Annotated in this window: 13 protein-coding genes and 2 pseudogenes; 10 read left to right on the top strand and 5 right to left on the bottom strand. The window is 58.0% G+C overall.

Annotation, left to right across the window (positions count from 1 at the left end; all coding sequences use genetic code 11):
- Positions 1–39: 39 nt before the first annotated feature.
- Positions 40–330 (bottom strand): hypothetical protein, encoded by a 291-nt coding sequence (locus tag HK44_RS17815; protein ID WP_019690127.1) that lies wholly within the window; start codon positions 328–330, stop codon positions 40–42.
- A 90-nt stretch (positions 331–420) separates the two neighbouring features.
- On the opposite strand from HK44_RS17815, the pseudogene HK44_RS17820 reads away from it, so the two are divergent.
- A pseudogene (locus HK44_RS17820) lies at positions 421–2,335 on the top strand (DNA cytosine methyltransferase).
- 35 nt (positions 2,336–2,370) lie between these two features.
- Here the strand turns inward: HK44_RS17820 and HK44_RS17825 are convergent.
- Together HK44_RS17825 and HK44_RS17830 are read right to left on the bottom strand one after the other, a co-directional pair.
- Entirely contained in the window at positions 2,371–2,724 is a 354-nt protein-coding gene (locus HK44_RS17825; protein WP_019690126.1) for a hypothetical protein, read from the bottom strand.
- 291 nt (positions 2,725–3,015) lie between these two features.
- Positions 3,016–4,569 (bottom strand): annotated as a pseudogene (locus HK44_RS17830) (IS3 family transposase).
- Between the two features lie 116 nt (positions 4,570–4,685).
- Between HK44_RS17830 and HK44_RS17835 the strand changes: the two are divergent.
- The 6 genes from HK44_RS17835 to HK44_RS17860 all read left to right on the top strand — a co-directional run bounded on the left by HK44_RS17835 (position 4,686) and on the right by HK44_RS17860 (position 9,248).
- The gene (locus HK44_RS17835; RefSeq protein WP_019690125.1) at positions 4,686–5,186 is read left to right on the top strand and encodes a hypothetical protein; all 501 of its coding nucleotides are present in this window, start codon (positions 4,686–4,688) and stop codon (positions 5,184–5,186) included.
- A gap of 20 nt (positions 5,187–5,206) precedes the next feature.
- Positions 5,207–5,650 (top strand): hypothetical protein, encoded by a 444-nt coding sequence (locus HK44_RS17840; RefSeq protein ID WP_019690124.1) that lies wholly within the window; start codon positions 5,207–5,209, stop codon positions 5,648–5,650.
- Positions 5,651–5,699: 49 nt separating this feature from the next.
- Entirely contained in the window at positions 5,700–6,191 is a 492-nt protein-coding gene (locus HK44_RS17845; protein WP_019690123.1) for a methyltransferase, read from the top strand.
- A gap of 72 nt (positions 6,192–6,263) precedes the next feature.
- Positions 6,264–6,527, top strand: coding sequence for a hypothetical protein (locus HK44_RS17850; RefSeq protein WP_162174769.1), 264 nt, complete (start codon positions 6,264–6,266; stop codon positions 6,525–6,527).
- On the top strand, positions 6,445–7,638 hold the full coding sequence (locus tag HK44_RS17855) for a tyrosine-type recombinase/integrase (protein WP_019690122.1): 1,194 nt from the start codon (positions 6,445–6,447) through the stop codon (positions 7,636–7,638). The genes HK44_RS17850 and HK44_RS17855 overlap by 83 nt, the downstream gene beginning before the upstream one ends.
- A gap of 20 nt (positions 7,639–7,658) precedes the next feature.
- Complete coding sequence (locus tag HK44_RS17860) at positions 7,659–9,248, top strand: ABC-F family ATPase (RefSeq protein WP_024265040.1); 1,590 nt, start codon at positions 7,659–7,661, stop codon at positions 9,246–9,248.
- A gap of 65 nt (positions 9,249–9,313) precedes the next feature.
- On the opposite strand, the gene pssA is transcribed toward HK44_RS17860, so the two are convergent.
- The gene (gene pssA, locus HK44_RS17865; RefSeq protein ID WP_019690120.1) at positions 9,314–10,657 is read right to left on the bottom strand and encodes a CDP-diacylglycerol--serine O-phosphatidyltransferase; all 1,344 of its coding nucleotides are present in this window, start codon (positions 10,655–10,657) and stop codon (positions 9,314–9,316) included.
- A 237-nt stretch (positions 10,658–10,894) separates the two neighbouring features.
- Here pssA and HK44_RS17870 point away from each other — a divergent pair, with 237 nt between their 5' ends.
- The 3 genes from HK44_RS17870 (at position 10,895) to HK44_RS17880 (ending at position 12,905) form a co-directional block, all read left to right on the top strand.
- Positions 10,895–11,458, top strand: coding sequence for a TetR/AcrR family transcriptional regulator (locus tag HK44_RS17870; RefSeq protein ID WP_019690119.1), 564 nt, complete (start codon positions 10,895–10,897; stop codon positions 11,456–11,458).
- A gap of 56 nt (positions 11,459–11,514) precedes the next feature.
- Positions 11,515–11,994 carry a DUF1348 family protein gene (locus HK44_RS17875; RefSeq protein WP_019690118.1) on the top strand — a complete coding sequence of 160 codons (480 nt, stop codon included), beginning with the start codon at positions 11,515–11,517 and terminating at the stop codon, positions 11,992–11,994.
- A gap of 131 nt (positions 11,995–12,125) precedes the next feature.
- Positions 12,126–12,905, top strand: a complete 780-nt coding sequence (locus tag HK44_RS17880; protein WP_019690117.1) for a TSUP family transporter — start codon at positions 12,126–12,128, stop codon at positions 12,903–12,905.
- Here the strand turns inward: HK44_RS17880 and nudC are convergent.
- A complete protein-coding gene (gene nudC / locus HK44_RS17885) occupies positions 12,873–13,703 on the bottom strand; it encodes an NAD(+) diphosphatase (RefSeq protein ID WP_019690116.1) in 831 nt (276 codons plus the stop codon). The genes HK44_RS17880 and nudC overlap by 33 nt on opposite strands.

Raw genomic sequence — 13,703 nt, forward strand, 5'->3', positions numbered from 1 at the left:
CACCCTCACCTATTGCGCCAAAAGAAAAGATCGTGGGGTTCAGAATCTCGGTAGATCGCCGATTTGCTCAAGCTCAGATACATTGGCTTCAAGCTCAATAATCGTCTCACCTGAGGAATTGACGCCAAGGAACACCCGTCCTCCATTTCCTCCTAGCTTATCCCGAGCAAAAACTTCATCGCCTCGAGCGAGTGCATCGCAGACGTCATCAAAGCTGACGACCTCACTAGCTCCGATGGCCTGCATATGCCCGTCGACCTTCACCCATCTGAACTCAACAATTTTGCCGCTGTGGTCCTTTCGAGCTGTGGAAACGATGTAAGTATCCATATCGCCTACCTCATTGAATGCTCCCAAAGCTAAGCCTAGCCCTCATTTCCTGAAATCATTTTTTTTCACGCCAGCCGGCGAGGATCCCCTATGTCCGCACATCAGAAGTTACCCCAGTTAATCCATGGCCAGCCAAGCATGGGTCTGCCGTTCGAAAAAGAGCTGGTGGTTGACCTGTTCGCCGGTGGCGGGGGCGCCAGCACCGGCATCGCCCGGGCGTACCGGAGGCCGGATGTCGCGGTGAACCACAACCCCATCGCCCTGGCAGTGCACCGCGCCAATCACCCACAGACCGCGCATTACGTTGCCGATGTGTTCGAAGTTGACTCCGTACTTGCCACCGGCGGCCAGCCAGTCGGCATCCTCTGGGCGTCGCCAGACTGTCGCCACCACAGCAAAGCCAAGGGAGGCGCGCCGCGCGATCACGGTGTACGCGGCCTGGCCTGGGTGGTTGTGCGCTGGGCCCACGCTACCCGGCCGCGCCTGATGTTCCTGGAGAACGTCGAAGAGTTCTGCGACTGGGGGCCGATCGATGAGGAAGGCCAGCCAATCAAGGCAGAGCGCGGCCGCACCTTCAAGTCGTTCATCGCCGCGCTCAGCACGGGGCTGGCCGCAGATCACCCGGACATGCCGGAGATTCTTGAGTCAATCGGTGAGTTCGTGCCGGCGGAAGCGTTGGTACGTGGCCTTGGCTACAACGTCGAGTGGCGCGAGCGCATCGCGGCCAATGCCGGGGCGCCGACCATTCGCAAACGCCTGTACCTGGTAGCGCGCAGTGACGGCAAGCCAATCGTCTGGCCCGCGGCGAAGCGCCACAAAACGCCGACGGCGAAGCAGCAACCATGGCGCACCGCTGCCGAGTGCATCGACTGGAGCAACCTGGGCCGCACCATCTTCCGCGACAAGCCGATGGCGGTGAACACGATGCGCCGCGTCGCCAAGGGTTGCTGGCGCCATGTACTGACCCGTGTGAAGCCGTTCATTGTCCCGATGCGAGGCACCTCAGCGGCGCACACCAGCACCCACGGCACGGACGAATCGCTCTCGACCATCAGCGCCGGCGGCACGCGTCACGCCCTGGTGCAGCCCGTAGCAGCGCCCTTCCTCGCTGAGTGCGCCAACGGCTCAGCGCAGCGCAACTTCAGCGCAGTCGAGCCGCTGCGCACGCAAGTCGCCCAGGTCAAGGGTGGGCACTTTGCGCTAGCGGCCTGCCACCTGACACACCTCACGCATCACGGCGAGCACAGCGGGTATTCCCCAGATGATGCTTTCCGAACAGTCACCGGTGCCAACCGCGGCGAGCAAGCAATTGTCAGCGCGCACATGACGACTTTCGGCCAGAACGCTGTCGGGAAGCTCGCCAGATGAGCCTACCCAGACGGTGCTGGCCGGGGCCGCCCGACATGGCGTCGTTGCAGCGTTCTTCGAGCAGGCGAACGGCGGGTTCTACGGCGGTGATGGCCGCGCCGCCGACTCGCCGCTCTCAACCATCTGCCAGTCAGGCGCAAATCAGCGGCTGGTGAGCGCCTATCTGGTGAAGTACTACGGCAACGAGAAGGATGGCATTTCGCTGACCGAGCCGATGCACACCTTGCCAACAAAGGATCGGGTGGCACTGGTTGAGGTCATACAGGTGCCGAACACGCTGACGCCAGAGCAAATGGAAGGCGCCCGCCGTTGCGCCGCCTTTATGCACGAGCATCTGCCGGAGCACTTCAAAGACCCGGCCGAAATGGTCATGGTCGGCGGCTATGCGCTGGTGGACATAACCCTGCGCATGCTCCAACCGCCAGAGCTGAAAGCAGCCCAGGGATTCGACAAGGACTACATCATCGACCGCGGGCTGTTCGTCGACCCGGTGACCGGTGCCGAAGAATGGCGCGACATCAACAAAACGGATCAGGTCCGACTGATCGGCAACAGCGTCTGTCCCGATGAAGCGGAAGCACTAGTCAGCGCCAACGCCGCCGACATCATCGAGCTATACCAACGCCTCGCGGCCTGACTCGCCTTCACCTATTGCGCTGAAGGCGAAAGGCTCTATCCGGCAAAAACTCCGATCAGCGCACCAACTATCGCCAGCCAAGTAGCTGCCAACATGTGCCTGCCTGCTGAGCGCTTGTACTTATTCTGAGCCTCAATAAATTCATTAGGCTCAAATTGGCCATCAGACCTCAATCCATCCCCCATAGCTTGTGCGTGTTGAACCGCAAGTATCGAGAACACTGTCATGAGCGGCGCCGACTTAGACGCCCAACTTTCCGGCACTCCTAGATACCAACAGATCAAGAGCACTACTGGAGTGGTAAGAAGTGCGAGCAGTGAAAAGACTTTCGTCATTCGCTGCGTTTTCAGTGCATCCATTTCGAAAAGATTGGTGGATTGAATAGTCATAGCGGCTCCTCAAGAGTTGTTAACCAAAAGACTCTCACAGTTCCCGCCATCTTTAGCAGATCAGGTGATCCGTCAGCGCATCGGCGTAAAGAAATCCGACGCCAACGATCAGATCTATAAGGCTTAGAACCACCAAAGTTTATTTTTGGAGGCAATCCAAGTTTTTTCTTTCTGTCGTCATTCGGCTTACTAGAAAGCCAAATCTTTTCGATGCGACTAAATCGAACAAAAAAAAGAACATATTTCTTCCCTACGGCGTTTTTCAAGGTAGTTGTCGCGTCAACCGTCTAACTATGCCGCTCTTTTCTCGACCTGTTGCTCTCGATCCGGGTTCAAAAACACGGTACCGATCGGCTCCCAGTTACGCGTCTGACCCGACCAGCGCTCCGGGGTTTTCCCCTTGGCTCGTTCGTACAGCTCATGTCGCAGGGCCAAGACTTGATGATCCAGCCCTCGATGCCGCTCGACTGGCGTGACAAAACGGATCCGGCTATGCCGGTGCTCGTGGTTATACCAACGCATTAAAAATCCCTCACCCAAGCTCGTGCGGCGTCCAAACTGGCAAAACCATCCTGTGGCCATTGCGGGCAGTACTTCAGCGTTCTAAACAGCGACTCCGAGTAGGGATTGTCGTTGCTCACCCGTGGTCGTCCCCGCGAGGGCGTGATGCCCAGCTCGTACATCTTGCTCAACAGCGTCACCGATTTCATCGGCGCTCCGTTGTCCGAGTGCAGCACCAGCGGTTCGCGTAAACACTGCTCGCCGATCACGCTGCGTTGCAGCAGTGCGGCGGCTTTCTCGCCGCTTTCCGCGTCGTAGACCTCCCAGCCCACGGCCTTGCGGCTGTAAATATCCTCGATCAGATAGAGATAGTAGTACTTGCCGCGTATCGGCGACGGCAGATACGTGATGTCCCACGACCAGACCTGATTGGGCGCTTTGGCCGCATGAGTCGTCGGTGCTGCGTACCGCCTGGGGCGCTGACAACGGCCTCGATGTTGCTGTTGACCCGCCGCACGCAAGACGCGATAAAACGTGGCCTCCGACGCTAGATAACGCCCTTGATCGGCCAGGCGCGGCACGATCTGGCTGGGCGGCAAGTGAGCATAATCAGCGCCGTTGCACAGCGTCACAATCGCCTGGCGCTCGACCTCACTCAGCGCATTACGCGGCGTTGGCCGTGTGACAGTCGTTCGGGCATCGGTGCGGATAACGTTTGTTTCAGTCCACCGTTGCAAAGTCCGCAGCGATAGTCCGATTTCCCGGCAGGCCCTGATTTTTCTGGCTCCCGCCACGACCGCGTTGCTCAGCCAGCCAACGAGTAACTGCCGTTCTGGCAAAGTCGTCAGTTGTCCTCGTTGTCGGTCCCCCAGTAGTCGTTGAGCTTTTTTCGCAGCACCAACAACGCAGCTGTTTCAGCAAGTGCCTTGTCTTTTCGACGCAGTTCGCGCTCAAGTTCCTGGATGCGTTTCTATCCTTGCGAGACTGCTCCCGATCTTCTTTTTGCTGGGCCTTTTCCGATTTCTGGCCGGTGATGAAGGCTTGTCGCCAGGCAGTGATTTGCTCGGGGTAAAGGCCTTTGCGGCGGCAATACTCGCCCAGGTCGATCTCGGACAAGCCGGCCGCTTCAAGGACGACAGCAAACTTGGTTTCGGCTGACCAACTCTCGGCCGGTGACTTGTTTTCGGACACTGCACTTCCTTCAGAACTGAGCTGCTTGCGCCAGTTGGACAAAGACATTTCGCTGACCCCTTCGCGCCGGGAAACCTCGGCCATCGACAGGTTCAGTGGGGGAAGCAGCATCTTGAGTAATGCGGCTCTGCGTTCAGGTGAATAGTACGGCACAACCAATCTCTTTCCGCCCCCGGTATGCTTTTTAGGAAAAACCGGAGAGGCGACAACTATCCTGACACCGGGGCCTATTTAACGACTCACGCCACCGCCCCGGCATAGGACGCCCCATGCCCACAGAAAACCAAATCACCCAACCGAAAGTCATAGTGAAGCGTTACCACTTCAAAGGTGCGGCAGGCGAGTACGTCTATGTCGCGGACTTCGACCGGGTGACCGCCGAGCGTGACGCCCTGTGGCAGCGCCTGAACGCCGCGGATCAGCGGATTGATGAGCTGACTCAGTCTCAACAGGAGGAGCGGCAGACTCTGATCGCATACGGCCGCAGTTGCGGGCTCGATGAGGCATCGACTCTGTGCAGTCGCATGGCCTACGAAACCTACTACCCGGCTGGCTCCCGCTTCAAACTTTTCACGCCGAAGGCACAACAGCGGCTGGGCGATCTGCTGATCAAGGCAGCGAACGCGATCGCTACCCTGCCAGACGGTCCATTCGATCGCTTTCAGGCACGCCAGCAAATGAAAGCCAGAACATCAGCCGCAGCCCGACAGGAGCACATTTGTACTCCTGCCCGATATAACTCCCTCCCCCTTCAAAGTCAGCCGCTATAGCGGCAAGGACGAGTGTGCCCATGGAAAAGATAAAGGCTGGACCGGATCATTACCGCTTTGTCAATGAAATCGGCCCTGACGGCCTCGAAGTGCATTGCATCACCTACACAGTGATCGGTGAAACGGCGCAGTGCTGGTATGTAGCCGATGAATACACCGTCAACATGATTAACGGTTACCAGCACAGCTGGACGACAGACGCCGTGAAAAAGCGCCGCAAGCGCGTGCTCAAGGAAACCAATGCGCATAGCAAGCGATTTGCCTACCCGGACAAGGTCCACGCCCTGCACTCCTACAAATTGCGCAAATCGCGCCAACTCGGACATGCCGAGCTAACCCTGGAGCGCGCCCGTGCGGCACTGGGTTACTTCGGTGACTTGTCGGTGGTGAATGAGGCGCCCGTCGCCGAAAAGCTGATCATCCCCAACGAGTACATCCAAGGCATGGGCTGGGGGGATTACTAATGATCGCCATCCCCTACATGGCCTGGCTCATCTACACGGGGCCACGGTGATGAGCGCTGCGGCAAAAGTCCTCGACCCTTGCAGCGCCAGCCGAATGATGTGGTTCGACAAGCAAGACCAGCGCGCATTGTTCGGCGACATCCGCGACGAAGAACACCTGCTTTGCGATGGCCGAGTATTGAAGGTCGAGCCTGATGTGCTGATGGACTTTCGGCAGTTGCCCTTTGATGCCGAAACCTTCCGCTTGGTGGTGTTCGATCCGCCTCACCTGACCCGCGCCGGCGTCGACAGCTGGATGCGTGCCAAGTACGGGATGCTCACCGCCGACTGGCGCGAGGATATCCGCCAGGGTTTCGCCGAGTGCTTCAGGGTGCTGGAGCCTGAAGGCATCCTGATCTTCAAGTGGAACGAAACCCAGGTGCTGGTCAGCGAACTACTCGCCCTCACCGACGAAAAGCCACTGTTTGGCCACAAATCTGGCAAGCGTGAAAAGACGCACTGGATCACGTTAATGAAACGCCCTGCCAGTTCTAAACCCTAACCCCCCACCTTCTGCCGCCATGCGCGGCATGGAGAACCATCACCACCCCGAAACGGGGTAGAGGAAAACATCATGGGTGCAGCAGAAAACCATGCCCAGGAATACGAGGACAAAGTCCCCGAGGAAAAGATGGCCGAACTACTCGGGATTACAAAGCGCGCCCTTGGAGCGAAACGCGGTCGCGGACAGATCCCTCTTGGGGTCTGGAACAAGATCAACGCCGGATTATTTACAGCAGACGGAAGTATGACGAATGGCTCGAGAACCAATGGATTTACCCACCGGAGTGGAAATTTTCCGCAAATCACTCCGAATTCGCTTCACCTGGAACGGTGAGCGACGGAGCGAAACGCTCGCCTATCCCACGACGCAGAAAGAGGTTAAAGCTGCATCCCAACTTAGAGATCAAGTAATTGGCTTGATCAAGCTAGGACTGATGGATGACGCGAAGTACGCCGAGCTTTTTCCTGGCTCGGCAGCGTCCACTGGAGGGGTAGTGTCTTTCGGGGAATACGCCCAGCTGTGGCTGGACGGGAGGGAGATCGAGGCAGGCACGCGCATCAACTACAAGGGTGCGCTTAACCTCTACTGGATGCCTTACCTGGCACTGACTCGGCTCGATATGATTACAACCATGAGCCTGCGCCGGATCATCGGTGATATCGAATGGTTTTCGCCGGACGTGAAGCGCAATGCACTGGTGCGACTGCGGAGGATTCTGGAAGCAGCAGTAAAAGAGGGGTTGATCGCCAAAAAACCGGCTGAGCTGCTGGACGTACCAAAACGTAAGAAAAAAGAGCCTGACCCCTTCACTCTTGCCGAAGCCAATCTGATCGTTGATCACCTTTACCAGGTCGAACATTGGCCAAGCAGCATTTTTGCGGCGTTTTTCGAGTTCGCGTTCTTCACCGGCTTGCGGTTACAAGAGGCGATTGCTCTTCGCTGGGATGCTGTCGACATCCCGAACCGCCAGGTCCATATCTGCAGGGCCAGCGCTGAGCGGGAGATCAAAGAGCGCACAAAAACGAAGAAGGATCGTTTCGTTCTGCTCAATGAGCGAGCGTTACATGCGCTCGACTTCGCTCAAAAATACGCAGATCGCCGGCTAAAAGGTGCTGGTGCACTGACAGAGCTGCCTTATGTCTTTGCGCCGTCCAAGATGAGCGAGCACATCAAACAAACCTCAGACCTGCATCACCAGTGGCGCCCTGCCCTGGAAAAGCTGGGTATCCGCTACCGCCCGCCATATAACTGTCGTCATACGTATGCGACAATATGCATAATGTCTGGCATGAACCCCGCATTCATATCACAGCAGCTCGGCCATAGCGTGCAGATGTTGCTGTCGACCTATGCCCGCTGGATAAACTCAAGCTCCGATTGGAGCGAGCTGGAAAAACTGAAAATTGGTATCAAATCGGTATCAGCAGAACCCAGCCTCAGCTAAGTTATTGATAGGTAAGCTCTTTGATCTCCACAGCAAATATCACGATGCAGTTCGGCGCCAAGCCGTTGTTCGAGAACGTTTCGGTCAAATTTGGTGCGGGCAACCGCTATGGCCTGATCGGCGCCAACGGTTGCGGCAAGTCGACCTTCATGAAAATCCTCGGTGGCGACCTCGATCCGTCCGGCGGTCAGGTCATGCTCGAGCCGAATGTGCGTCTGGGTAAATTGCGCCAGGACCAGTTCGCCTACGAAGAATTCACCGTGATCGACACCGTGATCATGGGTCACGAAGAGCTGTGGAAGGTCAAGGCCGAGCGCGACCGCATCTACTCGCTGCCGGAAATGACCGAAGAGGACGGCATGGCCGTCGCCGAGCTGGAAACCGAATTCGCCGAGATGGACGGTTACACCGCAGAGTCGCGCGCCGGTGAACTGCTGCTGGGCCTGGGTATCGGCATCGAGCAACACTTCGGCCCGATGAGCGAAGTTTCGCCAGGCTGGAAACTACGCGTTCTGCTGGCTCAGGCACTGTTCTCCGATCCGGAAGTGCTGCTGCTCGACGAACCAACCAACCACCTGGACATCAACACCATCCGCTGGCTGGAAAACATTCTGACCCAGCGCAGCAGCCTGATGATCATCATCTCCCACGATAGGCACTTCCTGAACAGCGTCTGCACTCACATGGCTGACCTGGACTACGGCGAGCTGCGCCTGTTCCCGGGCAACTATGACGAATACATGACCGTGGCGACCCAGTCCCGCGAGCAACTGCTCTCGGACAACGCCAAGAAGAAAGCGCAGATCTCGGAACTGCAATCGTTCGTCAGCCGCTTCTCGGCCAACGCCTCGAAAGCCAAGCAGGCCACTTCCCGCGCCAAGCAGATCGACAAGATCCAGTTGGCCGAAGTCAAACCTTCGAGCCGCGTGAGCCCGTTCATCCGTTTCGAGCAAAACAAGAAGCTCCATCGCCAGGCGGTCATCGTCGAGCGCATGGCCAAGGGCTTCGATGGCAAGACCCTGTTCAAGGACTTCAGCTTCAACGTTGAAGCAGGCGAGCGCGTGGCGATCATCGGCCCGAACGGCATCGGTAAAACCACCCTGCTGCGTACCCTGGTCAATGAATTGAGCCCGGATGCCGGTAGCGTGAAATGGACCGACGCCGCAGAAATCGGCTACTACGCACAGGACCACGCTTCGGATTTCGAAGATGAATCCAACCTGTTCGACTGGATGGGTCGCTGGACTCAAGGTGGCGAGCAACTGGTCCGTGGCACCCTGGGTCGGATGCTGTTCTCCAACGACGAGATCCTCAAGTCGGTCAAGGTCATCTCCGGTGGCGAGCAAGGTCGCATGCTGTTCGGCAAGCTGATCCTGCAAAAGCCGAACGTGCTGGTGATGGACGAACCAACCAACCACTTGGACATGGAGTCCATCGAAGCGCTGAACCTGGCGCTGGAAAACTACCCGGGCACGCTGATCTTCGTCAGCCACGACCGTGAGTTCGTATCGTCGCTGGCTACTCGAATCATCGAGCTGAGCCCAAGCGGCGTGATCGACTTCAGCGGCACTTACGATGACTACCTGCGTAGCCAGGGCGTAGTGTTCTAAGCAGTTTTCAGCTGCGTGTTTCACGTAAAAGCCCCGTCCATGTGACGGGGCTTTTGTGTTTTTGGCTACAGAATGCGGTAGAGCAAGCGTTCGATCCGTACCCGGCTGACCCGACGCAGAAACTTGCTCACTGCCGGTGGGTATTCGAGCAAGGTCTCCAGCTGCTGATAGCGCTCAATGCGGCGGGTGTTGCGGAAAATCTCCGCCAGCTCACTGCGACGGGGTTCCTGCAACTCACCTTTCGGGTCGTCGATCAGCAAAGCGTTTTCCAGGTCCAGGCGGAAGGCTCGCGGGTTGAGGTTGTTGCCGGTCAACAAGGTGTAGCGTTCGTCGACCCACATGCCTTTGAGGTGATAGGTATTGTCACCGTCGCGCCACAGGTGCAGGTTCAACTGACCGCTGTCGATCACCCGCTGATGGCGCTTGGCGAAGCGTCGCAGGCTGATTTCATAGAGATACGGTAACGCGGCAATGACCTTGAACGGCTCGCTCGGCGGAATGTAGAAGTCGTTGGCAGTCTTGTCGCCGACGATGATGTCGATCTTCACCCCGCGTGCCAGCGCCCGGTTGATTTCACGGGTCACCGGCAACGGCAGGTTGAAATACGGTGTGCAGATGGTCAACTGATGCTGGGTACAGGCAATCAGCTCACAGATCACCCGGCTCAACGGGTTGTTTTTACCGACCCCGAGCAGCGGGCTGACTGACAACTCCCCCTTGTCCAGCGTACCCGCCGTGGTGTCATACACCGCGTGCTTGAGGCGGCTACGCAGGTCGCCGATGTCGCTGCGCAGACTGCGGGTGGTCGGCAGATTTGGCACGTCAAGACGGTGCACGGCTTTAGAGGCGAGTAACCCGTGCTGCACCAGATGCTGCATGGAGTCGGCCAGCGCCCGGTTGCGCAGCACGTGATAACGGTCGTAACGGTATTTGTCGAATTTGTGCAGATAAACGTTATTCAGACTGGCGCCGCTGTAGATCACGCAGTCATCGACCACAAAGCCTTTAAGGTGCAACACACCGAACAGTTCGCGGGTTTGCACCGGCACGCCATACACCGGCACTTCGCTGGCGTGTTCGCGAGTCTGCTGCTGATACCACGCCGAGTTGCCCGGTTGCTTGCCGGCACCGATCAAACCGCGCTGCGCCCGTAGCCAGTCAACCACCACCACCACGTCCAGTTCCGGGCGTGCAGCTTTGGCGGCGTGCAAGGCATCGAGGATTTCCTGTCCCGCTTCGTCGTGTTGCAGGTAAAGCGCGACGATGTAGATGCGCTGGGTCGCCTGGGCAATTTTCTCCAGCAGGCAACGACGGAACTCGGCAGCACCAGAAAGGATGGAGACCGCATCGGCGGTCAGCGGAAAACTGCGCAGCTTGGGCAGTAGAGAGCGTTTGAAAAGCGACGGCATAGGGCTCGCAAAAAGGTCGAATCCGAAGAACTCACGAGCTTACACCATGTGTGGCGAGGGGGCTTGCCCCCGTGGACTGCATAGCCGCCGAAAGTGCCGAAAATGTGGTTTTCCATTTGCCGCTTCCACTATTTTTCAGGCCCGCTTCGCGGTCCAACGGGGGCAAGCCCCCTCGCCACAATAAAATTATTGAATAGCGAGTTGACCAAGAAGAATGATCGTTCTACTCTTTGCCACATGAACGAAATCACTCGCAACGACACACGCGACATCATTCTGGATGTCACCGAAAAGTTGATCTACAAAAGTGGCATTGCTGCCACGGGCATGGATCTGCTGGTGAAAACCGCTGGCGTCTCCAGAAAAAGTATTTACCGCTACTTTGCCAACAAGGAGGAGTTGACCGTCGCGGCCTTGCAGCGGCGCGACGTACGCTGGATGAACTGGTTCAAAACCGAAGTGAACAAGGCCCCGACCCCCGCCGAGCGGCTGCTCAACCTGTTCACCGTGCTCAAGGACTGGTTCGCCAGCGAAGGCTTTCGCGGCTGTGCCTTTATCAACACCAGCGGCGAAACCGGCGACCCGCAAGACCCGGTGCGCCTGGTGGCGAAGGAACACAAACAGAAACTGCTCGACTACGTGCGCGAGCTCTGTACCGAACAGGGCGTACACGACCCGCAAGCGCTGGCCAAACAGCTGCTGATCCTGATCGATGGCGCCATTACCGTTGCACTTGTCATGGGCGATCACAGTGCTGCCGATAATGCGCAATGCATGGCGCGAAAGTTATTGGACCTGTAACGGTTCAAGCAAGATCAACTGGCTGTTTGAACACTCACTTTCCCTGGAGACTTTAAATGTCATCTAATGCCGAAGTTCGTCCGCCACTTCCGCCATTCACGCGTGAGTCGGCCATTGAAAAGATTCGCCTGGCCGAAGACGGCTGGAACTCCCGCGATCCACAACGGGTATCCCTGGCCTACACCCTGGACACCCAATGGCGTAACCGCGCCGAGTTCGCCAACAACCGCGAGGAAGCCAAGGCTTTTCTGACCCGCAAATGGGCCAAGGAACTGGATTACCGGCTGATCAAGGAACTCTGGGCTTTCACCGGTAACCGTATCGCCGTGCGATATGCCTATGAATGGCACGACGATTCAGGCAACTGGTATCGCTCGTACGGCAATGAAAACTGGGAGTTCGATGAGCATGGGTTGATGTCCAACCGTCACGCCAGCATCAATGACCTGCCGATCAAGGAAAACGAGCGCAAGTTCCACTGGCCGCTGGGCCGTCGCCCGGATGATCATCCGGGCCTGTCGGACCTGGGCTTGTAACCCGGCTGTTGATCATTCCCACGGGAGCGTGGGAATGATAATGCCGGTTATTAGAGCGGTCGCAGGGGGCGGCGGTTATGGGTAAGATGGCGCCCCGCCTTGCCCTCTGCCCCGCCGAATAAGTCGACCTCATGCCTTTCGAACTCAGCGTAGACCTCACCACTCTGGCCATTTTGGCCATCGTCGCGTTCATTGCCGGTTTCATTGATGCCATTGCCGGCGGTGGCGGTCTGCTGACCACCCCGGCGCTGCTCACTGCCGGTTTGCCGCCGCACCTGGTGCTGGGCACCAACAAACTCAGCTCGACCTTCGGCTCGGCCACCGCCAGTTTCACCTTCTACCGACGCAAGCTATTCCACCCACGACAGTGGGTACACGCGATTATTGGAACCCTGGTCGGCGCACTGACCGGCGCTGTCGTTGCGCACTACCTGCCGGCTGAATGGTTGAACAAGATGCTCCCGGTGATCGTCTTCGCCTGTGGTGTGTATCTGCTGTTTGGCGGCACGCCGAAAGCACCGCTGGACAGCGACGCGCCCATCAAGAAAAAGTGGCAGTCGAGCCAGGGTTTCAGCCTCGGTTTCTACGACGGCGTGGCCGGTCCCGGCACTGGTGCGTTCTGGACTGTCAGCAGTCTGCTGCTTTACCCCATCGATCTGGTCAAGGCCAGCGGCGTGGCACGCAGCATGAATTTCGTCAGCAACATCGCGGCGCTGTCGGTGTTCATCTTTTCCGGGCAAGTGGACTGGATCATCGGCCTGAGCATGGGCCTGTCAGTGATGGTCGGCGCGTTCTTTGGTGCACGCACCGCCATCAGCGGAGGGGCGAAGTTCATTCGCCCGGTATTCATCACCGTGGTGCTGGGCTTGACTGTGCGTCTAGCCTGGCAGCACTGGTTCAGCATGGCCTAAGCGTCGCGCCACATAGATGTCGATCAGGTAACGGGCAATCGAGCGCCCCGCCGGCAACGGCGGCAGCGCATGAATGTTGAACCACTGGGCGTCTTCAATCTCGTCGGCTTGCGGCACGATCTCGCCACTGGCGTATTCGGCATGAAAACCGAGCATCATCGAATGCGGGAACGGCCAGCACTGGCTGCCCAGGTACTGGATGTTCCTGACCTCGATCTGCACCTCTTCGCGTACTTCGCGAATCAGGCAATCCTCGGCCGACTCACCCGGCTCGGCAAAACCCGCCAAGGTGCTGTAGACACCTGGGACAAAGCGCGGCGAGCGCGCCAGCAGGATTTCGTCGCCGCGGGTGATCAACACGATCATGCTCGGTGAAATCCGCGGATAAAAGCGCAAATCACAGGGTTCGCAGTACATCGCCCGCTCACGTGGTATCTGCGTCATGCGCTGGCCACAGTTGCCGCAAAACCTGTGCTCCCGCGCCCAGGTGCCGACTTGCGCGGCATAACCCAGCATTTTGTAGACAGTGTGATCGCCATCCAGCATGAACGCCCGAAGGCCTTTCCAGTTGCAGCCCGGCACCTCGCTGTGAGCCTTGAGCTCCAGCAAATACACCGGCTCACCGTCGAGATGACCGATACCGTGCTCGGCGAGAATCGACAGGTCCTGTCGTTTCAGCCATTCCCGCGGAAACAGTGCGCCATTTTCGTCGAACAAAAAACCTTCAGGGCTGCGGGCCACGGCCCAGCCGCCTGGCAAGTCGGTGTCGAGTACTGCAGTGGTCCAGCGTGAAGTCAT

It is taken from the genome of Pseudomonas fluorescens HK44 (assembly GCF_000217955.3).
In the GTDB taxonomy this organism is placed as follows: Bacteria; Pseudomonadota; Gammaproteobacteria; order Pseudomonadales; family Pseudomonadaceae; genus Aquipseudomonas; species Aquipseudomonas fluorescens_AQ.